This window comes from uncultured Brevundimonas sp., assembly GCF_947305955.1.
Classification (GTDB): domain Bacteria; phylum Pseudomonadota; class Alphaproteobacteria; order Caulobacterales; family Caulobacteraceae; genus Brevundimonas.
Map to the genome: position 1 here is coordinate 1 of NZ_CAMZFB010000045.1, position 24348 is coordinate 24348.

The 24348-nt window shown below is 59.6% G+C and carries 25 protein-coding genes, 1 tRNA gene and 1 riboswitch; of the genes, 21 read left to right on the plus strand and 5 right to left on the minus strand.

Annotated features, from left to right (window positions below; all coding sequences use genetic code 11):
* From Q0Y42_RS11220 to egtD, 8 genes are all read left to right on the plus strand, one after another.
* Window positions 1-494, plus strand: a 494-nt coding sequence (locus Q0Y42_RS11220) for a hypothetical protein (RefSeq protein WP_297803738.1), incomplete at its 5' end; no start/stop codon positions are given.
* A gap of 50 nt (window positions 495-544) precedes the next feature.
* Complete coding sequence (locus tag Q0Y42_RS14095) at window positions 545-814, plus strand: DUF6804 family protein (protein ID WP_366108375.1); 270 nt, start codon at window positions 545-547, stop codon at window positions 812-814.
* A 1069-nt stretch (window positions 815-1883) separates the two neighbouring features.
* Window positions 1884-3269, plus strand: coding sequence for an ammonium transporter (locus Q0Y42_RS11225; protein WP_297803740.1), 1386 nt, complete (start codon window positions 1884-1886; stop codon window positions 3267-3269).
* Between the two features lie 178 nt (window positions 3270-3447).
* Window positions 3448-4128, plus strand: a complete 681-nt coding sequence (locus Q0Y42_RS11230) for a TorF family putative porin (RefSeq protein ID WP_297803742.1) — start codon at window positions 3448-3450, stop codon at window positions 4126-4128.
* A 124-nt stretch (window positions 4129-4252) separates the two neighbouring features.
* Complete coding sequence (locus tag Q0Y42_RS11235) at window positions 4253-4555, plus strand: SCP2 sterol-binding domain-containing protein (protein ID WP_297803744.1); 303 nt, start codon at window positions 4253-4255, stop codon at window positions 4553-4555.
* A 115-nt stretch (window positions 4556-4670) separates the two neighbouring features.
* Window positions 4671-5882 (plus strand): acyl-CoA dehydrogenase family protein, encoded by a 1212-nt coding sequence (locus Q0Y42_RS11240; RefSeq protein WP_297803746.1) that lies wholly within the window; start codon window positions 4671-4673, stop codon window positions 5880-5882.
* A gap of 156 nt (window positions 5883-6038) precedes the next feature.
* Complete coding sequence (egtB, locus tag Q0Y42_RS11245; protein WP_297803749.1) at window positions 6039-7187, plus strand: ergothioneine biosynthesis protein EgtB; 1149 nt, start codon at window positions 6039-6041, stop codon at window positions 7185-7187.
* Complete coding sequence (gene egtD, locus Q0Y42_RS11250; protein WP_297803752.1) at window positions 7184-8104, plus strand: L-histidine N(alpha)-methyltransferase; 921 nt, start codon at window positions 7184-7186, stop codon at window positions 8102-8104. The genes egtB and egtD overlap by 4 nt, the downstream gene beginning before the upstream one ends.
* A 64-nt stretch (window positions 8105-8168) precedes the next feature.
* Here the strand turns inward: egtD and Q0Y42_RS11255 are convergent, their stop codons facing one another.
* Together Q0Y42_RS11255 and Q0Y42_RS11260 are read right to left on the minus strand one after the other, a co-directional pair.
* Complete coding sequence (locus tag Q0Y42_RS11255; protein ID WP_297803755.1) at window positions 8169-8399, minus strand: general stress protein; 231 nt, start codon at window positions 8397-8399, stop codon at window positions 8169-8171.
* 163 nt (window positions 8400-8562) lie between these two features.
* Window positions 8563-9243, minus strand: coding sequence for an MBL fold metallo-hydrolase (locus Q0Y42_RS11260; protein ID WP_297803757.1), 681 nt, complete (start codon window positions 9241-9243; stop codon window positions 8563-8565).
* Between the two features lie 174 nt (window positions 9244-9417).
* On the opposite strand from Q0Y42_RS11260, the gene tig reads away from it, so the two are divergent.
* The 6 genes from tig to Q0Y42_RS11290 all read left to right on the plus strand — a co-directional run bounded on the left by tig (window position 9418) and on the right by Q0Y42_RS11290 (window position 14490).
* Window positions 9418-10761 (plus strand): trigger factor, encoded by a 1344-nt coding sequence (gene tig, locus Q0Y42_RS11265; protein WP_297803759.1) that lies wholly within the window; start codon window positions 9418-9420, stop codon window positions 10759-10761.
* 118 nt (window positions 10762-10879) lie between these two features.
* On the plus strand, window positions 10880-11758 hold the full coding sequence (locus tag Q0Y42_RS11270) for a hypothetical protein (protein ID WP_297803761.1): 879 nt from the start codon (window positions 10880-10882) through the stop codon (window positions 11756-11758).
* Window positions 11759-11856: 98 nt separating this feature from the next.
* On the plus strand, window positions 11857-12744 hold the full coding sequence (locus Q0Y42_RS11275) for a hypothetical protein (RefSeq protein WP_297803763.1): 888 nt from the start codon (window positions 11857-11859) through the stop codon (window positions 12742-12744).
* 122 nt (window positions 12745-12866) lie between these two features.
* Complete coding sequence (locus tag Q0Y42_RS11280) at window positions 12867-13508, plus strand: ATP-dependent Clp protease proteolytic subunit (RefSeq protein WP_297803784.1); 642 nt, start codon at window positions 12867-12869, stop codon at window positions 13506-13508.
* Window positions 13509-13605: 97 nt separating this feature from the next.
* Window positions 13606-14136: a cytochrome b gene (locus tag Q0Y42_RS11285; protein WP_297803765.1), complete on the plus strand. Its 531-nt coding sequence runs from the start codon at window positions 13606-13608 to the stop codon at window positions 14134-14136.
* 33 nt (window positions 14137-14169) lie between these two features.
* Window positions 14170-14490: a hypothetical protein gene (locus Q0Y42_RS11290; protein ID WP_297803767.1), complete on the plus strand. Its 321-nt coding sequence runs from the start codon at window positions 14170-14172 to the stop codon at window positions 14488-14490.
* 21 nt (window positions 14491-14511) lie between these two features.
* On the opposite strand, the gene Q0Y42_RS11295 is transcribed toward Q0Y42_RS11290, so the two are convergent.
* On the minus strand, window positions 14512-15114 hold the full coding sequence (locus Q0Y42_RS11295) for an HAD-IB family hydrolase (protein WP_297803769.1): 603 nt from the start codon (window positions 15112-15114) through the stop codon (window positions 14512-14514).
* A 252-nt stretch (window positions 15115-15366) separates the two neighbouring features.
* Here Q0Y42_RS11295 and clpX point away from each other — a divergent pair, with 252 nt between their 5' ends.
* The 4 genes from clpX to Q0Y42_RS11315 all read left to right on the plus strand — a co-directional run bounded on the left by clpX (window position 15367) and on the right by Q0Y42_RS11315 (window position 19784).
* Window positions 15367-16635, plus strand: coding sequence for an ATP-dependent Clp protease ATP-binding subunit ClpX (gene clpX / locus Q0Y42_RS11300; RefSeq protein ID WP_297803771.1), 1269 nt, complete (start codon window positions 15367-15369; stop codon window positions 16633-16635).
* 255 nt (window positions 16636-16890) lie between these two features.
* Complete coding sequence (gene lon / locus Q0Y42_RS11305; protein ID WP_297803773.1) at window positions 16891-19290, plus strand: endopeptidase La; 2400 nt, start codon at window positions 16891-16893, stop codon at window positions 19288-19290.
* A 92-nt stretch (window positions 19291-19382) separates the two neighbouring features.
* Window positions 19383-19658, plus strand: a complete 276-nt coding sequence (locus tag Q0Y42_RS11310; RefSeq protein ID WP_297803776.1) for an HU family DNA-binding protein — start codon at window positions 19383-19385, stop codon at window positions 19656-19658.
* Between the two features lie 49 nt (window positions 19659-19707).
* Window positions 19708-19784, plus strand: a tRNA-Val gene (locus Q0Y42_RS11315).
* An 18-nt stretch (window positions 19785-19802) separates the two neighbouring features.
* Here Q0Y42_RS11315 and Q0Y42_RS11320 read toward each other — a convergent pair.
* On the minus strand, window positions 19803-21437 hold the full coding sequence (locus Q0Y42_RS11320; RefSeq protein WP_297803778.1) for a trypsin-like peptidase domain-containing protein: 1635 nt from the start codon (window positions 21435-21437) through the stop codon (window positions 19803-19805).
* A 253-nt stretch (window positions 21438-21690) separates the two neighbouring features.
* On the opposite strand from Q0Y42_RS11320, the gene Q0Y42_RS14100 reads away from it, so the two are divergent.
* Both Q0Y42_RS14100 and Q0Y42_RS14105 read left to right on the plus strand, forming a co-directional pair.
* The gene (locus tag Q0Y42_RS14100; protein ID WP_366108372.1) at window positions 21691-21834 is read left to right on the plus strand and encodes a DUF1636 family protein; all 144 of its coding nucleotides are present in this window, start codon (window positions 21691-21693) and stop codon (window positions 21832-21834) included.
* Entirely contained in the window at window positions 21797-21976 is a 180-nt protein-coding gene (locus tag Q0Y42_RS14105; protein WP_366108373.1) for a DUF1636 family protein, read from the plus strand. The genes Q0Y42_RS14100 and Q0Y42_RS14105 overlap by 38 nt, the downstream gene beginning before the upstream one ends.
* 3 nt (window positions 21977-21979) lie before the next feature.
* Here the strand turns inward: Q0Y42_RS14105 and cobU are convergent, their stop codons facing one another.
* Window positions 21980-22501: a bifunctional adenosylcobinamide kinase/adenosylcobinamide-phosphate guanylyltransferase gene (cobU, locus tag Q0Y42_RS11325; RefSeq protein ID WP_297803780.1), complete on the minus strand. Its 522-nt coding sequence runs from the start codon at window positions 22499-22501 to the stop codon at window positions 21980-21982.
* 37 nt (window positions 22502-22538) lie between these two features.
* Window positions 22539-22747, plus strand: a riboswitch (cobalamin riboswitch).
* 138 nt (window positions 22748-22885) lie between these two features.
* On the opposite strand from cobU, the gene Q0Y42_RS11330 reads away from it, so the two are divergent.
* Window positions 22886-24348: TonB-dependent receptor (locus Q0Y42_RS11330; RefSeq protein ID WP_297803782.1), on the plus strand; the 1463-nt coding region annotated here is incomplete at its 3' end.

The following is a 24348-nucleotide window of genomic DNA, read 5'->3' on the forward strand; positions in this document are numbered from 1 at the left end:
TAGATGCTCAGCGAATGATGGGGCAAAAAATCGTGAGCTTTATGCAAGAACGTAAAGTCAATGCTCGCTCAGCTCCTGCGCCCTACTTGATGGACTGGTTAGATCTTAACATCGCCAGCCTTAAGACACTTCAAGCCGAAAGTGTGGAGGCGTGTAATGCCGTAACCAAAGGGCAACTTCGTCCGGGAATTTCACTCTCAAAAGATGCGTGGAAATCCATGGCCGATACTACTGCGCAGTTGCTACGGGCATCAAAGGCCGCAGAAGGGGCTCCAGTGCAACGTGGCGGAGCGAAACCGAGTGAGGAGGATTGGCTAGATTGGCGGGACGCCATGATCGAACTGGGCGCTACCCAAGCTGATTTAGTGGCGATTGCGAGGAAGGAACCAGTGAGCGCAGATCAGGAGTGTCAACTGCGGATCATGATGATGGAAGCTGCGAGCCATCTCCCCCCCGAAACCGCCATTCGTATATTGTTGCCAATTATAGGCTGATCGTCCCAGTGCCAATTTATCTCGCCAAACCCATCTGGCTTGTTCCTCTTGTGATGCTTGTAGCGGCGGTAGGTCCTTGGCCTTACGGTTATTTCATGCTGCTGCGGCTTGTGGTCTGTGGCGCAGCAGCATTGCTTGCCTATTCTTTACTCCAGAGAGAAATGTTTCGTGGCCTAGGTTGGGCCTTCGCTGCACTTGCTCTCCTCTATAATCCCATATTCCGCGTTCACTTCGAGCGCGAGTTTTGGATGGTGCTTAACGTCTTGTCTGCGGTGCCGTTCATGATCTTCGGATGGAAGAGCTCTCAACTACGCCGTTGACTTTCGTACCTCCTTCCTCAAGCTGAACAGTTAAAAGCGGGGGAAATTATGGAACGTCTTTTACCAATCGTCTGGCTCGCAGGTGCCGCGTGCTTTCTCGTGACCTTGGCAGGGTACTATGCTGGAATAGAAGTCTGGCTAGGCTGGGGCTTCATTCCCGCCTTTGTCATAATGATTGTAGCATTTGCGTTCAGAGACCTTGGGGGTCTGTTCCTCTCGGTTGTGGGCTTCTTCGGTATGTGGAAAGGCTGGGATTGGCCTTTCTTGCAAGCCTTTCTGGTAGCTTTCCCTTCAGTAGCTCTGCTCATCATCATGATGCTCGGGGGTGGGATAACCCACGCGATCTCCTCAAGGCGCAGCTCCCCGCAGCGATAGGCTGACGCTGGCGCATATTTCCGCTGTGAGTTGAGAGTTTCACCGGATGTGCTACATTTGTAGGCATCAACTGTTACACTCTCTGTTTGCATAGTCTTTGTTTTTGCTTGTGAAATTGGAGGTGTGGGCTAATCCCTCCGTCTCCGCCAGAAACCCCATCACATCGTTATCGATTGTGCGCGGGCGCTGATGGCGTGCGCGAAAAGAAGCCCTCGATTGAGCGACCGAGGGCAGGTTTCCGACTGGAACGCTTACAACGGTGAGGCTTAGGCGGCTTGAGGAAGTCCCTCGGCCTGCATGACTGCGCCGATGACAGACCGCGCCTTTGGTAATCGCGACAGGGCTGCCGATGGCCGGATGTGGATCTAGCGGGATACCGACCGAGCGGACCCGCCCGTATTAGATAAGCCGCTTGAGAACAGCGATCGTGCGGCCGTTAGCGCCCATGCCGGCAATGTTCCCGATATGGAGACCTCAGGAAAAGATGCTGCATGACACGCGTGCAATGGCAATAATAATCTCCCCAGAGTTGTGCGGCGCATAAATAATTGTGTCTTTGCAGAACGTTGCTACCCCAGACGGAAAAATAATCCGCAGGCGTCCATTCTCCCCCTTGCTGATTTCGCGGATGCGATAAACACTTCGCATATGCGTAAACGAAGAGGGGGATACTCAAGTGACGCACACAAAGAGAATGATGCCAGGGCTAGCAGCCCTCGCTTGCATCACCGGCGGTCTCCTCGCTGCCGGAGCGGCATGTGCCGCGGCTACGCCTGAAGTAGCCACCACCATTGCTAACGCCGCTGCAGCAGCGTCGGAGCCAGCCGCTCCGGCGCTGTTTTCACATCAGGTTCCACTCGAACTCGATCCTGCAGCGACCTCCTGGCTGGGTACCTCGACGGCCCTCGTGCTGCTGATGACCTTGCCCGGTCTGGCCCTGTTCTACGGCGGTATGGTGCGCCGCAAGAATGTGGTCGCCACCATCACCCAGTCGGTTGCGGCCTTTGCCGTCGTGACCCTCGTCTGGATGATCGCGGGCTACACCATCGCTTTCGGTGTGAACCCTGATGAAGGCCTGAACCGCTTCGTCGGCAGCCTCGACGCCCTGTTCCTGAAGGGCGTAACCAAGGACACGGCATACTCGGCCTTGCCGGGCATTCCCGAATACCTTTGGCTGTCGTTCCAGCTGACGTTCGCGATCATTACACCGGCCCTGATCACCGGTGCATTTGCCGAACGGATCAAATATTCGGGCCTTTTGCTGTTCATCGCGCTTTGGTCGCTAATCGTCTATTCGCCGATTGCCCACTGGGTATGGGGCGGTGGCTTCCTGGGCGCTGATGGTGTTCTGGACTTTGCTGGCGGTGCCGTTGTTCACGTGAACTCGGGTGTGGCCGGTCTGGTCTGCGCCATCTTCCTGGGCGCTCGTAAGGGCTACGGCGTCGAGCCTATCACCGCGCACAACCCTGTGCTGACCATGATTGGTGCTTCGCTGCTGCTGGTCGGCTGGATCGGCTTCAACGCTGGTTCTGCTGGTGCTGCCGATGGCCTGATGGGCGTTGCTCTCATCAACACCCTGATCGCTGCAGCTGCCGGTTCGCTGAGCTGGAAGTTCATCGAGCGTATCGAGAAGCGCAAATGGTCGCTCATCGGCGTGCTGTCGGGCATCGTTGCCGGTCTGGTTGGCATTACGCCGGCTGCCGGTTTCGTCGATCCGATGGGCGCACTGATCATCGGCCTCGTGTCTGGTCCGGTCTGCTATGTCTCGTCGGTTTGGCTCAAGAAGCTGCTCAAGTACGACGACAGCCTCGATGCCTTTGGTCTGCACGGCGCAGGCGGTCTGGTTGGCGCTCTGCTCACTGGCCTGCTGGCCACCACTGCGGTCAATGACCTGTCGGAAGGCGCGACCGTCTTCGCCCAGTTCATGGGTCTGGTCTGGACCATCCTGTGGAGCGCCATCGGCACCCTGATCGTGCTGGTCATCTGCAAGTACACGGTGGGCCTGCGCGTCAAGGAAGAGGTCGAAGAAGACGGCCTCGACACCCACCTGCACGGCGAAGCCCTCGAGCCCGCCAACTAATACCGGTCACCTGACCGTATGGATCACTAGATCCCTCTAAAAAGTCGTGCCGGACGGTGAACTCCTCCCGTCGCCGTCCGGCCCGCAGCCTTCCCCAGTACCAGTGCCAGTAATCGACGCGAGCAATCCGTCGAACCAGTCTGCGTGCGTAAAGTTCAATGACTTCAAGGGGATAAATATGAAACTCGTCGCTTGCGGCTTGGTCGCGCTTAGCCTTCTCGCCATTCCTGCTATTGCCGCTGCCGAAGAGCCGGCACCTGAGTTCTCGTTCAACGCCGCCGTCACCAATGACTATGTCTGGCGCGGCTTCAGCCAGTCGGACGAGGACGCCGCGGTTCAAGGCGGGATCGACTTCACCTACGGCAACTTCTCCGCAGGCACCTGGGCCTCGACCGTCGATTTCGGCGATGGCACGGACCTGGAGTGGGACTTCTATGCGGGGTTCGCTGCCTCGGCCGGTGCCATCGATTGGGAAGTCGGCGTCACCTATTACAACTACGTCGGTGACCCTGACGGCTCGGACTATAATTTTGTCGAGTTCAAACTGGGTGCCTCACACACCTTCGACAAGTTCACGATCGGCGCGGCTGTGAACTACTCGCCGGACTTCTACGGCATCGACGAGAGCGCGACCTATCTGGAGGCCAACGCCGCCTATCAGATCAATGACCGTTTCAGTGTCTCGGGCGGGGTAGGCCGCCAGTATCTGGACGTCACGGATGACTACACCGCATGGAATCTGGGTGTAGGCTTCAACCTGACTGAAATCGTCGCGCTGGATGTCCGTTACTGGGATGCCTCGGTGAGTACGCCGCTCAGCGATCCCCGCATCGCGGCCACTCTGGGCGTGGCGTTCTAACCCAATACTGTTTTCACCGATGAAAATAAGTGGGGAAGTTTGCGAAGACTTCCCCTAGGTGATCTTGGCACAGGGCCATTCAGTCGCTAGCTGTTTCCCATCAAACGTCTAAGGGATGACGCTCATGGCCGACGTGGCTCAAATCACTGCAAAAATCCAAGAAGCTATCCAAGCAAACGGTGGCTTCGGCAAAACCATCAAGCTGGACCTCGGCGAAGCTGGCAAGATTTTCATCGACGGCATCAACAACACCGTCACCAACGACGACAACGCTGCTGACGCAACCGTTTCGCTGAAGCTGGAAGACTTCATCGCCCTGGCCGAAGGCCGTCTGGACCCGATGATGGCCTTCATGCAAGGCAAGCTGAAGGTTGCTGGCGACATGATGCTCGCGCAAAAGCTGGCCCCGCTGCTCAAAGGTCGTTGATCTTTGGTCGCTTAGGCTGACAGTTAAGGCGCGGCTCCGTAAGGGCCGCGCCTTTTTCTTGGTCGGTATCCGCCACAGAAGCGGAGCTGGCCCATACTCCTAGGGGGGATGCAGTTTGGATTTCCGATATTCCGACCGTTCGCTGGCCTGGCAGGAAAAGCTGTCGCGGTTCATGCAGGACAACGTCATTCCGCGTGAAGCTGAGTACCACGCATCCGTCCGCGCCAATCCCAAGGCCCCGTCGCCGGTCATGGCCGAGCTGAAGGCAAAGGCCCGCGAGGCCGGTCTTTGGAACATGTTTCTGCCAGGCGAGCACGGCGCAGGGCTGAACAATCAGGACTATGCGCCACTGGCCGAAATGATGGGCCGCCACCTGTGGTCCGCCGAGGTGTTCAACTGCAACGCCCCCGACACAGGGAATATGGAGGTTCTGCACCTCTACGGGAACGAGCAGCAAAAGCGCCAGTGGCTGGACCCGCTGATGGACGGCGAGATCCGGTCCGCCTTCCTGATGACCGAGCCCGCCGTGGCTTCGTCCGACGCCACCAATATCGAAACCCGCATCGAGCGCGATGGCGACCACTATGTAATCAACGGCCGCAAATGGTGGTCGACCAATATGGCGCACCCCAATCTGGCGATGACCATCGTCATGGGCAAAACCGACTTCGATGCGCCGGTTCACCAGCAGCAAAGCCAGGTCATCGTCCCTGTCGATACGCCCGGTTTCCGCGTCGAGCGGATGCTGTCCGTTTTCGGCTATGACGAACTGCCCATCGGCCATGCCGAAGTGGTGCTGGAGAATGTTCGGGTGCCCGTCGAGAACCTGATTGCGGGTGAGGGCAGGGGTTTCGAGATCGCCCAAGGGCGGCTGGGGCCGGGCCGTATCCATCACTGTATGCGGGTGATCGGGGCGGCGGAACGCGCGTTGGAGCTGATGGTGGACCGCCTGCTCAGCCGTGTGGCCTTCCGCAAGGCATTGGCAGAACATTCCGTCTGGGAGCAGCGCGTGGCCGAGGCTCGCACTCAGATCGAAATGTGCCGTCTGCTCGTGCTCAAGGCAGCGTGGATGATGGACGAGGTGGGTGCAAAGGGTGCCCGTTCGGAAATCGCCCAGATCAAGGTCGCCGCACCGCGCATGGCGCTTAAGGTCATCGACGACGCCATTCAGGCTTTCGGTGGCGCGGGCGTATCTGGCGATACGCCTCTGGCCGAACTCTATGCCACGGTGCGCACCCTTCGCATCGCCGATGGTCCGGACGAAGTCCACAACCGCACCATCGCCCGTCTGGAGTACGCTGCGCGGGCGGTCGCAGCGTCCCGCTAAGCTTTTTGGGGGAACAGGCCCCCTTGGCATCCGTTCCCTCTATCGACGCCCAGCAAAGGTTGCTGTCGATGGAGGGAGTTGATGCAGTCCACGATGCGCATACTGCCAAGCCGCGAAACCGAACTTACCGCACGGTATCAGCAGGTTAGGTCTAGAATGCTGGCTCTGATCGAGGGGTTTGGGGCAGAGGACCTCTGTGCGCAGTCGATGCCGGATGCCAGTCCGGCGAAATGGCATCTGGCCCATACCAGCTGGTTCTTCGAGGCCATGATATTGGCGTCCGACGCGGATTACCGCGTCTACGACCCGCGCTTCCAGACGCTGTTCAACTCCTATTATGAAGCGCTGGGCGAGCGGGTAGCCCGCGCTGACCGCGGGAAAATCACGCGCCCATCACTGTCGGAAGCTCTATCCTATCGCCACGAAGTCGATCGCCGGATGGAGCGTAGGCTCACCCAGCCGCTAAGCGACCACGAGCGTTATCTCGTCGAACTGGGCCTCAATCACGAGCAGCAGCATCAGGAACTGCTCGTGCAGGACATGGTGCACCTGTTTTCCTGCAATCCGCTCTCGCCGTCGCCTTGGCGTGATGAGCCGCGCACAGCGCCTTTATCGCCAGCCAAAGGCGGGCGCATCGCGATCGATGAAGGACTGTATGAGATCGGACACAAAGGCCGTGACCGGTTTGCCTTCGACAATGAGTCCGGCTGCCACAAGGTTTGGCTGGATCGCTTCGAAATGGCCGCCGATCTGGTGACCTGCGGCGAATGGCTGTCGTTTATCGATGACGGAGGATACCAGCGGCCCGAGTTGTGGCTCGCCGACGGTTGGGCGTGCGTCAAGGAAAACGGATGGCAGGCTCCACTCTATTGGTACAAGGCTGACGGCGACTGGACGCTATTCGGGCCAGAGGGATTGAAGCCCTTGCGGCCTGATCGTCCCGTTCGCCATGTCAGCTATTACGAGGCTGATGCCTACGCGCGCTGGGCTAATGCCCGCCTACCATCGGAAGCGGAATGGGAAGTCGCCGCTGTTCAAGAACGGGGCAATTCCTCCAATCTCGACACCGAGGTGTGGCAGTGGACAGCCTCTGCCTATGCGCCCTATCCCGGCTTCCAGCCGACCGAGGGGACGGCCGCCGAGTACAACGGCAAGTTCATGGCGAACCAGTATGTTCTGAGGGGCGGCAGCTTTGCCACGCCAAGTGAACACCTGCGCCTAAGTTATCGAAATTTCTACTATCCTTTCCAGCGCTGGGCCTTCACCGGCCTGCGCTTGGCATTTTCAGCGGAGGCTCAGGCATGAGTGATGATTTTCGACGCGCGATGCACGAGGCACTAGCTTCCACGCCGAAAACCATCTCTCCCAAATGGCTGTATGACGCCGCAGGCAGCGATCTGTTCGAACAGATCACGCGGCTGGAAGAATACTATCCAACGCGTCAGGAGGCTGCGCTCTTGCATGCCGTTATCCCGCAATGGCGCGACCTCTTGGGCACTGATCTTGCGTTGGTCGAACTAGGGTCAGGCGGCAGCGAGAAGACCCGTATCGTGCTGGACGAGCTTTCCGAAATCAAAACCTACGTCCCGATCGACATCAGTCCATCGGCACTGGACGCAGCCGCTGAAATGCTGGCCCACGATTACCCCAAGCTGATGATTGCTCCGGTGCTGGGTGATTTCGAGAACCTGCCCGAGCTGCCGTATCCGGCCCACAGCCACCCCATAGGTTTCTTTCCCGGCTCCACCATCGGCAATCTGGATGGGCATGCTGCGGAAAAGCTGCTTCGCGATATGCGAGGACGGCTGGGCGAGGGGAGCTGGTTCATCCTTGGGGCCGACCTGATCAAGGACGCCAAGGTGCTGGAGGCTGCCTATGATGACCGCGAAGGCGTGACGGCCGCCTTTAATCTCAACCTGTTACGCCGCGCGGAAAACGAACTTGGCGCGGTTCTCGACATCGAGGACTTCCAGCATCGCGCCATCTGGAATGCGGCTGAGCGCCAAGTGGAGATGCATCTTAAAGCTTTGCGCGACACCGCAATCACAATCGATGGCACCCGGTATCCGTTCAAAGCAGGCGAAACCCTCCATACGGAGAGCAGCCGGAAGTACGACGAGCAAGCCCTGCGCCGCTTGGCCGACGCCTCTGGCTGGACGGTCGAGCGGTTCAAAACCTCGCCAGTCCCGTCTGTGTCGCTATCGCTTTGGCGTGCCGCCTAGCCGCCATACAAAAAGAACGCCACCCGAAGATGGCGCTCTCGTACAACGTACTAAAATCTACTGATTAGTTCGGTTGCTTTTGCTTGGCCGCTTCTTTGTTGCGCGAACCATGCGAAGCCTCGCCGCCCTTGCGACCGGCTTGGGCAGCAAGCGTGCGATCCTGCGAGAAGCTGCGCTTCTCCGAGGGGACGCTAGCGCCACCCTTACGAGCGATCTCGCGTTGGCGGGCGGGGTCCATGGACGCGAACCCACGCTTAGAGATACCCGACGGCTTTGCCGGCACTTGGTCAGCCATACTCCGAACTCCTTCAAATCACTGATGGCACTCAGGAAATGAAAGAGCCGATCCCTATTGAAGGTTCCGGTGAAGGTTGCTGTCTGTACAACTTTTAATGTTGAAATTCCCTAGAAGGTTGAAAACTACGGAATTTTATTTTGTAACCAGATATAAATTGCACTCACGGAGCACGATTTGTGCCCGCAACCTGATCGCTGACGAACGGATTTGTACGGCGCTCCTGACCAAAGGTTGAGTGCGGGCCATGCCCCGGAATGAAGGTCACATCATCACCCAGAGGCCACAATTTCTGGGTGATCGACTGGATGAGGTCCTGGTGCGAACTTTGCGGGAAATCGGTGCGGCCAACTGACCCTTTGAACAACACGTCTCCGACCTGAGCGAATCGGGCCGCGCGGTTGAAGAAGATGACGTGGCCCGGCGTATGGCCGGGGCAGTGGTAGACCTCCCACTCGGTCTCCCCGAGGGTAAGCTTGTCGCCATCTTCCAGCCAGCGGGTCGGCACAAAGCTGCGGGCGTCAGGAATACCCCAGCGCTGGCCCTGTTCGGGGATCATGTCGATCCAGAACTTATCAGCAGCCTGCGGGCCAATAATATCCACGCCCGAAATGTCCTGAAGGTCTTGTGCGCCACCGGCATGATCAAGGTGGCCATGGGTGATCCAGATGGCTTCCAGCGTCAGGCCGCGACGTTTGATTTCGTCGAACAGAGCCTGAGCCGATGCGCCCGGATCAATGACCGCGGCCTTATTCGTTTTGGTGCACCAGACGATGGTGCAGTTCTGCTGGAGCGGGGTGACGGGGCTGACGAGAACGCCAATAGGAGCGACTTGCTGGTTCATAAACGCTGAAATAGCGCCGTGCTGACATCAAAGAAACCCGCAGCGCGTTGACGTAAGCGCCTCAGATCGACATAAGGGCGGGCTTCGAGGGTGCCGCTCCGGTGGGGCGGTCCTTTTGCTTTATTCCACCCGCGCGCCTTTTGGGCGTCGCCCCAGAGCGTCAGATATCCGACCATGCAAGTCGTCGAAAAGTCGAACGAAGGCCTTAGCCGCGTTATCGCGGTCACCATTCCGGTTGCAGAGCTGAACGAAAAGCTTGAAGCCCGTATCAAGGAAGTTGCCCCGCAGATGAAGCTCAAGGGCTTCCGTCCGGGTAAGGTTCCGGCTTCCTACGTGAAGAAGACCTTCGGCCGCGACCTGATGGGCGAAATCATCAATGCCGAGCTGAACTCGTCGAGCCAAGGCGCTCTGGACGAGCTGAAGGTTCGTCCGGCTGCTCCGGCCGAGATGAAGCTGATCTCGGACATGGACAAGGTTGTCGCCGGCGGCGAAGACCTGACCTACGAAATGTCGCTGGAAGTCATGCCGGAATTCACCCCGGTTGACCCGAAGACCCTGAAGCTGTCGCGCCCGACCTATGAAGCTTCGGACGCCGATCTGGACGAAGCCCTGAAGGAACTGGCTTCGCAAGCCAAGTCCTACGAGGACAAGAAGGGCAAGACCGTCAAGGCCGCTGAAGGCGACCAATTGACCATCGACTTCGTCGGCAAGATCGACGGCGTCGAGTTCGACGGTGGCGCTGCTACCGACGCTGATCTGGTCATCGGTTCGGGCCGCTTCATCCCGGGCTTCGAAGAGCAGCTGAAGGGCGTGAAGGTCGGCGAAGAAAAGACCATCGAGGTCACCTTCCCGGAAGAATACCAAGCCGCTCACCTGGCCGGTAAGGCCGCGACCTTCGACGTCACCGTCAAGGCTATCAAGGCTGAAGTCGAAACCGCTATCGACGACGAGTTCGCCAAGCGCATCGGCCTTGAGTCGCTGGACAAGCTGAAAGAGCTGCTGAAGGCCAACCTGAACCAACAATACGCCGGCGCCGCCCGCTTCAAGCTGAAGCGCGCCCTGCTGGACGTTCTGGACGAAGGTCACGACTTCGCTTTGCCGCCGAAGATGGTTGAAGCCGAATTCGAAGGCATCTGGGCTCAGGTTTCGGCCGACAAGGACGCTGGCCGTCTGACCGAAGACGACGCCAAAAAGTCGGAAGACGAACTGAAGGCCGAGTACAAGAAGATCGCCGAGCGCCGCGTGCGTCTGGGCCTCGTGCTCGCCGAAATCGGCCGCCTGAACAACGTCACCGTTACCGATCAGGAACTGTCGAACGCCATCATGGCCGAAGCCCGCAACTACCCGGGCCAAGAGCGTATGGTTCTGGACTTCTACCGTCAGAACCCGAACGCAGCCGCCCAGCTGCGCGCTCCGATCTACGAAGAGAAGGTCGTCGACCTGATCGTGTCGGTCGCCGAGGTGAAGGACGAAGCCATCACCAAGGAAGAGCTGCTGAAGGACGAAGACGAAGCCTGATCGGCTTTTTGTCCCTAGGAAAATAACGGCAAGGGCGGTGCGAAAGCGCCGCCTTTGTTGTTTTTGAAACTGTGTTCGCCGAATATGAACGCTCAAGGTTTCATGTTCGGATTTCACAATGACCGTCGCCGCTCTCTTCGCCGCCCTTACACTTATGGGCGGCTCTCCGTCGGTTCAGGATCAGGAACCGTCGCGCGTCGATGATGTGGTGGTGACCGCGCGCTCTCCCGAAGAGCAAATCCGCAACTTCCTCGAAGACATCTCGCTGCCGGAGCGCAGCCTGCAGACGGCGCGCTTCTATCGCGAGATTTGCGTCGGGGTGATCAACCTCAATCCGGTCGCCGCTCAGGCCATGATCGATCGCGTGTCCGAGATCGGCGGCGCACTTGATCTGCGCCCCGGCCAGCCGGGTTGCCGCCCGAACATCCTGATCGTTGCCGCCGACAATGGCGATGCCGCCGCAAACGGAATCGTCGACCAGCGTGAGAGCTTCTTCCGCCCCGACGGCATCCACATGGTCCGCTCGCTTCAGGCTCTGGACCAGTTCAAAAATGGTGGCGCGCCCATCCGCTGGTGGCACGTGGCTGTTCCGGTTGATTCGCGCACGGGCCGCCGTGCCGTTCGTATGGGCGGGGAGGCGGCACCGATCGTGACGGGATCGGCATCTCGCCTACGGTCCGAACTGCGGACCGACATGGACCGCGTCATGGTCATCCTCGATACCAGCAAGCTGCGGGGCTACAGCTTCCGCCAGATCGCCGACTATGCGGCCGTCGTCGCCTTTTCGCAGGTCGATGCGTCTGCTGATTTCTCCCAATACGACTCGGTGCTGTCGCTGTTTTCCGGTGATCGTCAGGTCGCAGGCCTGACCCAGTGGGATCTGGAATATCTGCAGGCCCTCTACGCGGCCCGATTGAACCAGCCCGCCAAACTTCACCAGCGCGAAGAGATCAACCTATTGATGCGCCGCCTGCAGGAAGGGCAGGGCGACGACTAAGCTTTGCTATATCGGCTTGTTTTCTTACAGCATTTTAACTGAGAGAAAGATTATAACGCTGATACAGATTGGCTCCCCCATTTAAGGAGCGTCCCCCCATGCTCAGCCTTTTGGCCGCCGCAGCCCTAATCGCCGCATCCCCCGCGCAGGACCAAACCCCGCAATCAACAGCGGTAGACGATGTTGTGGTCGAGGCACGGCCTCTGGACCGGCAAATCCGTAGCTTCCTGAGCGACATTGCGGTGCCGGATCGCAGCCTGAACGTAGCGCGCTGGCATGAAAAGGTCTGCGTGGGCGTGGTGAATATGCGCGGCCAGTCGGCTCAGTATGTTGCGGATCGCATATCGCTTGTTGCCGACGATCTAGGGCTTCAGCCGGGAGAGCCGGGCTGTTCGGCGAACATACTGGTCATCGCCAGTACCAATGGCGCAGAGATGGCCCGCGGCCTCGTTGACGCTCGACCCTTGGCCTTCAACCCCGGTGGGGACGGCATGGTTCGTGGCCGATCCGCCTTGCGCAAGTTCACCGACAGTGACGCTGCCATCCGTTGGTGGCACGTCGCCGTGCCGATCGATAGCAACAGCGGCCGGATCGCCACCCGCATGCCGGGCGAGGACGCCCCGCAGATTTCCGCGCCGTCCAGCCGTTTGCGGACAGAAATCCGCAACGATCTGAGCCGCGTCATCATCATTCTCGATTTCGACAAACTGGGCGGCCTCAACCTGCAACAGGTCGCAGATTATGCCGCCATGGTCGCCTTTTCTCAGGTGGACGCCGACGCCGACTTCTCTGGCTATGACAGCATCCTTGCGCTTACCGAGGATCGCACGGTTCAGGGGCTGACGGATTGGGATATGGCCTATCTGAAGGCCCTCTATTCGGCCGAACTGAATCAGGCCCAGCGGGTGCGGCAGCAGGGCGAGATCGCGCGCTTGATGGAGATGCGGCACGTCCGTCCCGCAGCCACCGAACCCGCTTCGCGATAACAAACGCTGTGAAATAGGATGAATGCGGCTGCGCGGCCTTGCATCGTCCGTGGTGGGTGATGATATCCTGACCTCTAAGGCGGGCGGCTGTGAGTCGCCCCGAGATTCTCGAAAAGGCCCACATGCGCGATCCGATCGACTACATCTCCAACAATCTCGTTCCTATGGTCGTGGAGCAATCCAGCCGTGGTGAACGGGCGTTCGATATCTTCTCGCGCCTGCTGCGTGAACGCATCATCTTCCTGACCGGCCCGTTCGAAGACGGCATGGCCTCGCTGATCTGCGCCCAGCTGCTGTTCCTTGAATCGGAAAACCCGAAGAAGGAAATCAGCATGTACATCAACAGCCCGGGCGGTCAGGTGACCTCGGCGCTGGCGATCTACGACACCATGCAATACATCCGCTCGCCGGTTTCGACCGTTGTGATGGGTATGGCCGCTTCAGCCGGTTCGCTGATCCTGACCGCAGGTGAGGCCGGCCAGCGCGTCGCTCTGCCCAACGCCCGTGTGATGGTGCACCAACCGTCGGGTGGTTTCCGCGGTACGGCTTCGGACATCGAACGCCACGCTGAGGACATCATCCAGACCAAGCGCCGTCTGAACGAAATCTACGTGAAGCACACCGGCCGCACCTATGAGGAAGTCGAGCGCACGCTTGACCGCGACCACTTCATGACCGCCGAGGAAGCCAAGGCATGGGGCATCGTGGACCACGTCTACGACCGCCGCATCCAAGCGGATGCCGACGGCGTTAAGGCTCCCTAAGCCTTAAACACAATGACGAAATGACGCGGGGCGGTTCGGTTTATCGGGCCGCCCCGAATCATGTTTGCTGGCAGCAAGTTGAGGCGGGAGAGGCTGCATGTTTGATAACGGGTTGAAGTACGGTCTGGTGACGCGCGTGTTGCACTGGGCCATGGCGGCCTTGCTGATCTATCAGCTGGGTGGTGTCGTTGCGGGCGCCGCTCTGGGCGAAACACCCCTGACCGAGGCATGGGGCAGCAGCCACAAGCCGGTAGGCTTCACCCTGTTTGTGCTGGCCGTGATCCGCGCGCTGTGGGGACTGGTGAACCTGACCCGCCGTCCCAAGCTGCATGAGGGTCTGATTGGCAAGCTGGCCGTTCTGGGCCATCTGGCCCTGTACGCCTTGGTGCTGGCTGTGCCCGCGATTGCCCTGATCCGCCAGTATGGTTCAGGCCGTCCGTTCGAGCCGTTCGGCATTCCCCTGATGGCGGGCGGTCACGAAAAGATCGAGTGGATGACCAAGCTGGGCGGCGATTGGCACGGCGAGCTGGGCTGGGTGCTGCTGGTTGCCATCGTTGGCCACCTGATCATGGCGCTGGTCCATCACTTCGTCTGGAAGGACGGCACGCTGAAGCGCATGGTGGGCTGATCCGTCGGGCTTTTCTGTGCTATCGGCACGCTCATGCAGTACACCAACGATACCAAGGGCACGATAGAGGTCGACGGCGACGTCTATCTTTGGGAACTCCGCCGACAGCAGCGTCCGGTGGGCAAGAACGCTTGGGAAGGCATCGCCATTGCCTTCCGCCATCAGGATTACAAGCGTGAAGCCGTGGCCCAGTACCCGGCGCTTTACCGCCCGAACGGCTCTCCGAATCTGGAGAAGCAGCGGATCGATCTGGAAGTGCTGAAAAACACGGTCCGTTCGATCATCGAGGCGGGCTGGGAGCCTGCATCGCGCGGCAAGACCGTGAACTTCGATGTGGACGCGGACGGCAACTGATCACCGCCCGCATCACGGAAATCAGGGCTTCTGCGTGAAAACGCGGAAGCCTTTTTCTTCGGCTATGGCGATCATCTGCTCATCGCCGGAAGTGTCGCCATAGGCCGCCAGCACGCGCACATCGGGACCATAGACGGCCTGAATACGCTTCACCTTCTGGTCGCGGCGGCAGTTCCGGGTTTCAAAACGACCAGTGACGCGATCCTCGGAATCAAACTCCAGACGCGTACCGATCAGGTTCTCGGCCCCCAGACGCTGCGCGAAAGGGGCGATGGTCGTTTCAGGCGAGGCGGTGACGATCACCCGATGCACGCCACGCTCGCCCCATTCATTCCACTTGGCCAGAGCGTCTGGACGCATGAAGCGGCTCCAAAGTTCGTCGGCATAGGCTTCGGCCTGCGTGGCCAGTACGTCGCGCGGCATGCCTTTCAGGAATACCCGCACGGACGCGGCCTTGATCTTTCCACGGTCGCGATCCGCCAGATAGGCGATGGCGGCCGGCACCAGCCGAACCATACCCGCCAACCAAGCCAGCGGGCTGACGCGCCACTTCAGAAAATCGGTAAAGCTGTCGCGAATCGAAAGCGTGCCGTCAAAATCGAACGCGACTATTTCCTTTGGCATTTCGCTCGTGCGAAAAGGGGGCTGGCGCGACGCGTCCACATTACCCATCTGTGACATACTGCCTGTGTTCCCCATAAATCCTGCGGAGTGACGTTTATGCACGTCACGATACCCAAACGGGCTTGTGGCGGAACCTCTGATGGGTGATTGTTATTTTTTGAAGACTTTGCTGCTTAGATTCTAGTGTCTAACATCAAGGTTGTCGCCTTTTTCACCAATCCCGGTGGAGATGGCGGAGAGTGAGATGGGTCTATGACCAAAGCCGCCGGCACTGACGCCAAAAGCACGCTCTACTGCTCCTTCTGCGGAAAGAGCCAGCATGAGGTCCGCAAACTGATTGCGGGCCCGACCGTGTTCATCTGCGATGAATGCGTCGAGCTGTGCATGGACATCATCCGTGAAGAGCAGAAGATCACGCTCAAGACGTCGAAGGACGGGGTCCCGACCCCGAAGGAAATCCGTGACGTCCTGGACGACTATGTGATCGGCCAGTCGCACGCCAAGAAGGTGCTGTCGGTTGCCGTACACAACCACTACAAGCGCCTGAACCACGCGGCGAAGAACAACGACGTCGAGCTGGCCAAGTCGAACATCATGCTGATCGGTCCGACCGGCTCGGGTAAGACCCTGCTGGCCCAGACGCTCGCACGCATCATCGATGTGCCGTTCACCATGGCCGACGCCACCACCCTGACCGAAGCCGGTTATGTCGGTGAGGACGTCGAAAACATCATCCTGAAGCTGCTTCAGGCGTCGGACTACAACGTCGAGCGTGCCCAGCGCGGCATCGTCTACATCGACGAAATCGACAAGATCAGCCGCAAGTCCGACAACCCCTCTATCACCCGCGATGTGTCGGGCGAGGGCGTTCAGCAGGCCCTGCTGAAGATCATGGAAGGCACGGTCGCTTCGGTTCCTCCGCAAGGTGGCCGCAAGCATCCGCAGCAGGAGTTCCTGCAAGTCGACACCGCCAACATCCTGTTCATCGTCGGCGGCGCGTTCGCTGGCCTTGAAAAGGTGATCTCGGCCCGTGGCGATGCCGTCTCGATCGGCTTCGGTGCCAAGGTCAAGGAAGTTGACGAGCGTCGTACCGGCGAAATCCTGAAGGAAGTCGAGCCGGACGACCTGATGCGTTTCGGCCTGATCCCGGAATTCATCGGTCGTCTGCCGGTTCTGGCTACGCTGGAAGACCTCGACGAAGAGGCGCTGATCAAGATCCTGACCGAGCCGAAGAACGCTCTGGTCAAGCAGTACAAGCGCCTGTTCGACATGGAGAACGTGAACCTGACCTTCACCGACGACGCCCTGTCGGCAGTCGCCAAGAAGGCCATCACCCGCAAGACGGGTGCGCGTGGTCTGCGTTCGATCCTCGAAGGCGTCCTGCTGGAGACCATGTTCGACCTGCCGACCTATGAAGGCGTCGAAGAAGTGGTCGTCAACGCAGAGGTGATCGAGGGCCGCGCACAGCCGCTCCTGATCTATGCCGAGAGCAAAAAGAAAAAGGCCGATCCGGCCGCCTGATCCGTCAGGTAAAGTGACAGGGCAGGGCGGTCTCTAACCAGAGGCCGCCCTGTTTCTTTATGGCACATTCGCCACACTTCTCCGACGACTTCTGTGGGCCAATCTCCGGTTAAGCTTGAACCGTTACAACGGCCTCCCACATAGTCATTTCGAAACGCCGCTAATGCGGGCCGAGTCGGTGAACCGGGGCAGGTGGCCTCTGTTGATCGTCCACGGCGGGCCGGAGATTCACAAAGGCCCTTGAAAGTAAGCACCATGACCGAGAGCAAAATCCTCCCAGTCCTGCCGTTGAGAGACATCGTTGTCTTTCCGCACATGGTCGTGCCGCTGTTTGTCGGCCGTGAGAAATCCGTGCGAGCCCTCGACGAGATCATGAAGGGTGAAAAGCAGATCCTGCTGGCCACCCAAAAGAACTCGACCGACGACGATCCGGCAACGGACGCCATCTATCCGACGGGCGTTCTGGCGACCGTCCTGCAACTGCTGAAGCTGCCTGACGGCACCGTGAAGGTGCTGGTCGAGGGCAAGGCGCGCGCGCGTCTGGTGAAGTTCACCGACCGCGAGGACTACTACGAAGCCGAAGCCGTCGAGATCGAGGACGATCTGGGTGACGCTTCGCAGTCCGAAGCCCTGCTGCGCGCCGTCATCGAGCAGTTCGAAAACTATGTGAAGCTGAACAAGAAGGTCCCGCCCGAGGCCCTCAGCTCCATCCCGCAGATCGCCGACCCGTCGAAGCTGGCCGACAGCGTCGCCGCACATCTGGCCGTCAAGATCGCCGAGAAACAGTCCCTGCTGGAGACTGTCAGCGTGCCCGCACGCCTCGAGAAGGTCTATGGCCTGATGGAGGGTGAAATCTCGGTCCTGCAGGTCGAGAAGAAGATCCGCTCGCGCGTGAAGCGCCAGATGGAGAAGACCCAGCGCGAGTATTATCTGAACGAGCAGATGAAGGCGATCCAGCGCGAGCTGGGCGAGACCGACGATGCCCGTGACGAGCTGCTGGAACTGGAAAAGCGCATCGCCAAGACGCGCCTGTCCAAGGAAGCCCGCATCAAGGCCGAGGCCGAGCTGAAGAAGCTCCGCAACATGAGCCCGATGTCGGCGGAATCGACCGTCGTCCGCAACTATCTGGATTGGCTGCTGTCGATCCCGTGGGGCAAGGCCAAGACCAAGCCGATCGACCTGAGCAAGGCCGAGGACATCCTCGAAGCCGACCACTACGGTCTGGAAAAGGTCAAAGAGCGCATCATCGAGTATCTGGCCGTTCAGGCCCGTACCGGCTCGCTCAAAGGCCCGATCCTGTGCCTCGTCGGCCCTCCGGGCGTGGGTAAAACCTCGCTAGCGCAATCCATCGCCAAGGCGACCGGTCGTGAATACGTCCGCATGTCGCTGGGCGGCGTGCGCGACGAGGCCGAAATCCGCGGTCACCGCCGTACCTACATCGGCTCCATGCCGGGCAAGATCATCCAGTCGATGAAGAAGGCCAAAACGACCAACGCCTTCGTTCTGCTGGACGAGATCGACAAGCTGGGTGCCGACTGGCGCGGCGATCCGTCGTCGGCCCTGCTGGAAGTGCTTGATCCGGCCCAGAACTCGACCTTCGGCGACCACTATCTGGAAGTCGATTACGATCTGTCGCAGGTCATGTTCGTCACCACGGCGAACAGCCTGAACATGCCGCAGCCTCTGCTGGACCGCATGGAGATCATCCGTGTCTCGGGCTATACCGAGGACGAAAAGGTCGAAATCGCCAAGCGTCACGTCCTGCCCAAGCAGATGAAGGACCATGGCCTGAAGGATGGCGAGCTGATCGTCCCCGAACAGACCATCCGCGACCTCATCCGCTATTACACGCGTGAAGCCGGCGTACGTTCTCTGGAACGCGCTCTGGGCGGACTGGCCCGTAAGGCCGTGCGCGAAATGGCCAAGACCGGCGTCAAGACCATCACGGTCGACGAAGCCAAGCTGGCCGAATACGCGGGCGTGAAGAAGTTCCGCTATGGCGAGACCGATCCGGAAGATCAGGTCGGCATCGTCACCGGTCTGGCATGGACCGAGTTTGGCGGCGACATCCTGACCATCGAAGCCCTGAAGATGCCGGGCCGCGGCCGTATGACCGTGACCGGCAACCTCAAGGACGTGATGAAGGAGTCGATCTCGGCGGCGGCATCCTATGTCCGCAGCCGCGCCCTTAGCATCGGCGTGAAGCCGCCGGTCTTTGAAAAGACCGACATTCACGTCCACGTGCCGGATGGCGCGACGCCTAAGGACGGTCCGTCCGCCGGTGTCGCCATGACCGTGGCCATGGTGTCGGTCCTGACCGGCATCCCGATCCGCAAGGATATCGCCATGACCGGCGAGATCACACTGCGCGGTCGCGTGACGGCCATCGGCGGGCTGAAGGAAAAACTGCTGGCTGCGTTACGTTCGGGCGTGAAAACCGTGCTGATCCCGCAGGAGAACGAGAAGGACCTCGAGGATGTGCCGGAAAACGTCAAGGCCGCACTCGAGATCGTTCCGATCTCCACTGCCGACGAGGCGCTGAAGTGGGCCCTGACGGGCACGCCGACGCCGGTGGAATGGGACGAAGAGGCGGAGCCTCTGACGCCCGCAACGGCTCCGGCTGCTGCTGGCGGCTCGGCTTCGATCAGCCACTAACTACCCATCGCCTACAGAATGCGGTCCGGTTCTCCGGGCCGCATTTTTGTTGCGACAAATGACAGACTCATACGGGGAGAGGGGGCCACAGGATGAGCAAGAGCGAGATCATCGGGCGTATGGCCCAGCATGCGGGAATCACCCGTGATCAGGCAAAACTGGCTCTGGAAGCCTTTACAGACCACGTTGGACAGACCCTGAAAGAGGGAAGGGACGTCCGTATCGTGGGTTTCGGAAGTTTTTCTCCCGCCGATCGCGCCGCCGGAAAAGCCCGAAATCCCCGTACTGGCGAGGAGGTGGACCGTCCGGCCTCGCGCACCGCGCGATTTAGAGCTGGGGAAGGATTAAAAAGCCTCTTGAACGGATAAGCGATCAAGGGCAAAGAAGCGCTCCGCAACGGCCACAGCCGAGCGGAACGGGCGGCTAGCTCAGCTGGTCAGAGCATCTCGTTTACACCGAGAGGGTCGGGGGTTCGAATCCCTCGCCGCCCACCACTTCCTCCTAAAAGTTAACTACTGTGGCGTACAGCGCCATTGCACGCGTTTCGCCGGTGTTGATGGCAATCCGCCGTCAAAACGTGTGCGCATGTCATTGAACTGGCCGATCTGCGCCTGTGCGCGCGCCGGGTCACTGGGGCACCCCTGGATGTTGGCTTTCGCCGCATTGTCGGCGTCCGTCCACACCTTTCCGGTCACCACATAGCTGTCTTGGATAAACGTGCCCAGATCGCTGCTGAAGCGGTTGATGATCAGGTGCCGCGAGTTCGACGACACGATCATTCGCTCATATCCAGTGCCTTCGGGCGCGTACCGGGTACGGCCATTCACACAAGCATTCTGTCGATCGAACGTCAGCTGTGTACCGCCACTGGTACGATCGAGACCATAGCTTGCGTCCTGGTCGATTTCGCACCGCAGATTAACGACTGGGGGCATTCCATCCGTTGGCGCAGGCGAGCCCGCCTCTATCGCTGCGGCCCCTTTGCTGTCCTGCATCATGAACCAGATGGCCCCGATCAGGACGCAAGCAGCAACCGCCAACGAACCTACAAGGGTGCCTGGAAACTTCTTGGACGCAGAAGCCGGTTGCGAGGCGAGGGGGGCGATGTACGGGCCATACGTCCCTTCTACATCAGTCGGCGCAGCGACCCTATGGTTGCTGGACTGGGCAGGGCGTTTGCCGCCGCGCAGAACTGCCCAGAGGATGACACCGAACAAAGCCAGCAGCGCAACAACGCCGCCAACAGCCATCATGATGATACGTTGCGTCTCTGCAACGCGTTCGCGAGAAAGGCGCTCTTCCTCAAGACGGCGAGTTTCAGCCTCTGCCGCGAGGGCGGCTTCCATTTTCTCCAGCTTTTCATTCAGTTCGGCATTGATTTGAGCTGCTGAACGGCAGGGATTGGCGTCCTCAATGAAGAGCACGCCTGAACGACTCAAAAAGCTTTTTAATTCATCACTGTGCGTCGCAACCGATAAGGCAGGAGGTGCCTGTATCTCGCCGTTCTGATCGACAAACGCAGCCGATACCCATGTATTGACGCCAACGACACGGCCGCATTGGTCAACGATCGGCCCGCCGCTATTGCCACCGCTGATCGCGGCGCGGTGAAAAATCGTTTTTACATTTCCGCCTTGGGGCGTTCTGTCAGCGAAACGCGAAATCGGGCCTGTGGAAAAGTCTGGCACAGTCGGCGCAATACGCTCATCTGCCGAACAGGCCAGCACGTCACATACCAGTGCCGGATAACCGACCGCATGGACGGTTTCGGTGTGTGCCGGTGGCGCTGCGATACGTGCTGCTGGCGACACCAGATCGGGCGCCGAAATGAGTGCCAGATCAGCCACCGGATCCGTTCTGACGATACGGCCTGGCACGGGCCGGCCAAATCCTTCGTGCGGAGTGATTGCTATGACGAGGTTGTGTTTCTGGGCGCTGGCCACGACGTGGTTGTTCGTAACGACCTTGCCATCAGCAGCCACAAAGCCGCTACCAACGCCGAAGAGGTAAAAGTCGCCGTATTCGTCTTGGCCGATAAGGCTGACACGAACCACTGACGGAAGGTCCGCTTGGGTCTGTGCGGAAACCGACGCGGTCCACAACTGCGCCAATCCCAAAGTTGCTGCGCCGACGATTTTCCGCTTCATGTAGCTCTGCCTGCTATCTGGTATCGCGATAATCGCGTAACGTTGGTTTACGTCAAGTTTTCAAAGGGTCAGCAGGCATAAAGGACAAACTCCGTAACGCTAAGCCAATGATCGCCTAAGGAATATTATGCGAAGAATAAACATGTTGGATTCTGTTGCCTATATCCTGACGCACTTAGCCGCTGCGCAGCCATCCCAACGCGCGCAGCAACGGCTAAAGGTGGTGAAACCGCTCTTTTCCGTCATGTAATGGATGCAGCTGGCTGCGCTTACAACGGCTTCGGTCAGCGTCGAACCCATGGCCTGTCTGTTCGCTTGCTCCCAGCACTGCACGGTCCATTTGAGAGCGCTTGGTAAGGTTGGCTACGTCCTCGCCAACTTCGAGCCCACCCCCTGAATCGGCGCAAGCCTTGGTGGAGTTTGCTCGACACTCTGATCAAAGCTCTGAGGGCATCATCCCGTACAAAGACTGGCCGGAAGGCGTGAAGGGGCATTTCCTCGTGCGTATTCCGCCAGAAGGCATGGTCACCGTCGATTGATCCCTATGGGCGGAAGAGGTCCAGCTTCATCCCTGCCACGATCAGCACCGACTGTGCTGCGCACTCTGCCAAGACTTGGTTCAAGCGACCGGCTTCGTCGCGAAACCGTCTGGCCAGCGCATTATCGGGCACGATCCCCCAGCCGACCTCATTGCTGACCACCCAGATTTTCGCCTGTGTGTTCGTCAGGGCGACGAGCAGTTCGCGCGTCTGCTGAGCAATGTTCTTCTCGGCTAGCATCACGTTGGTTAGCCAGAGAGTTATGCAGTCAATGACCGCTACATCGCCCTCCCCCAAGTTCTCGATGGCCTGAGGTAGATCAAGTGGTGCCTCGATCGTTGCCCATTCATCGCCGCGCTCTTCGCGATGTTTGGCGACCCGCTCAGCCATCTCGTCGTCGTAGATCTGAGCCGTCACAATGGCGATGGGTTTGGTGCCGGCTGCTGCCGCTGCAGCCTCGGCGGCATGTTGGGCGTACCGGCTTTTTCCCGAGCGCGCGCCGCCAAGCACCAGAGTGTACCCCATCAAAAATCTCCGGTTGACCTGAGCCGTGGACAGTCCTACTGCCCGAACTGCGTCAGGTTCCCCTTAACGGGGATTAAAAGGGAACGGAGTTTCAAGCTCCGGCTGTTCCCGCAACTGTGAGCGGCTAGCCCGCACGTCATATGCCACTGGAGACTGACTTGGCTACGGCCAGATGTCCCTGGGAAGGCGACGTGCACCGGCGTTGATCCGCAAGCCAGGAGACCTACCTGCCGCCGTCGTTCTCCACGCGGCCGGGAAGAGCCAAGTGGTCGAGGTAACTCGTGTGACGACATCGTTTTCAACCGCGTTCAGCGGGCGATTGCGCGTGTCTTGAAACACAGGCGTGGTCTGTCTCGCTGTGCGCATCCATGTGGGGATGTCACATTGAACAGGCTTCTTTTCCCGGCTGCAGGCCTTGCCGTTCTTCTCTCTTCGCCAGCACTTGCGGCAGAACTCGACCAGCAGGTTGCTGCGCCGAATGCTGCTACCGTCGCGACAACCGTTGCTGACGTCATCGTCACGGCCAACCGCTCTGCCCAGTCGATCGACAAGGTAGGTGCCTCGGTCACGGTACTGGCCAAGGCTGCTCTGGAATCCGCACAAGCGACGGCTGTTCCGGACATGTTGGCCCGCACTCCGGGCGTCAGCTTCACTCGCAACGGCGGCGTCGGCACGTCTACGACCGTCAACATCCGCGGCGCTGAGGGTCACCACACTGTCGTTCTGATCGACGGCGTGAAGATGAACGACCCCTCCTCCACCCAGGGCGGTGCCAACTTCAGCAACCTTCTGGTTGGCGACGCTGGCCGCATCGAGGTCCTGCGCGGTGCCCAGTCGACCCTGTGGGGCAGCCAAGCCATCGGCGGCGTGGTGAACATCATCACCGCAGAGCCGACTGAGGCTTTCCAAGGCAACGTGAGTGCAGAAGCTGGCTCGCGCGGAACCCAGTATTTCCGTGGCGGAATCGGGGGTGCGAATGACCGCCTTAGCTGGCGTCTGGCAGCGAACCGTTACCAAACTGACGGTTTCTCTTCCTATGCCACGGGCACCGAGGATGACGGTTACGAGAATAACAGCGTCTCTGGCCGTCTGAACCTAACGCTGACCGACCACGCCTCGCTCGACCTTCGTGCGGTCTATTCCGACGGAACCAATGACTTCGACGCCTACAACGGCGACAGCCGTGAGTTCGGTAACACGGAAGAACTGGTCACCTATGCGGGGCTGAACTTCGATTTGCTGGACGGTCGCCTGCGTAACCGCATCGGCTATGCCTACACTGACACGCAGCGCAACAACACAAACCCTGACCGCGCCATCGAGACTTCGACCTTCGAAGCCAAGGGCGAGAACACGCGCTGGGAATACCAAGGTACTTTTGCCTTTAGCTCGGACCTGAATGCCACCTTCGGTGTCGAGACCGAGCGTGCTGAAATGCGCACCCGCTCGCCCTACGACAGCGCGACCAAGCCTGCCTTTGGCACCGGCCGCGCCGACCTCGACAGCGCCTATGTCCAGTTCCAGTGGGCTGCCCTGCCTTCGCTGAACCTGACGGCGGGTATCCGCTATGATGACCACGCCCAATACGGTGACGATGTCCTTGGCCAAGTCGCTGCGGCTTGGACCCTCAATGAGGGCGATACCGTCCTTCGCGCCAGCTGGGGCCAAGGCTTCCGAGCACCTGGTCTGTACGAACTGTACAGCGAATACGGCAACCTGACCCTGCAGCCTGAAGAGTTCGACGCTTGGGAAGTCAGCGTCCAGCAAAAGCTGCTGGATAAGGCGACCGTCGCCGTGACCTACTTCAACCGCGAGGCCGACAACGAGATCCGCTACAACGGCTGCTC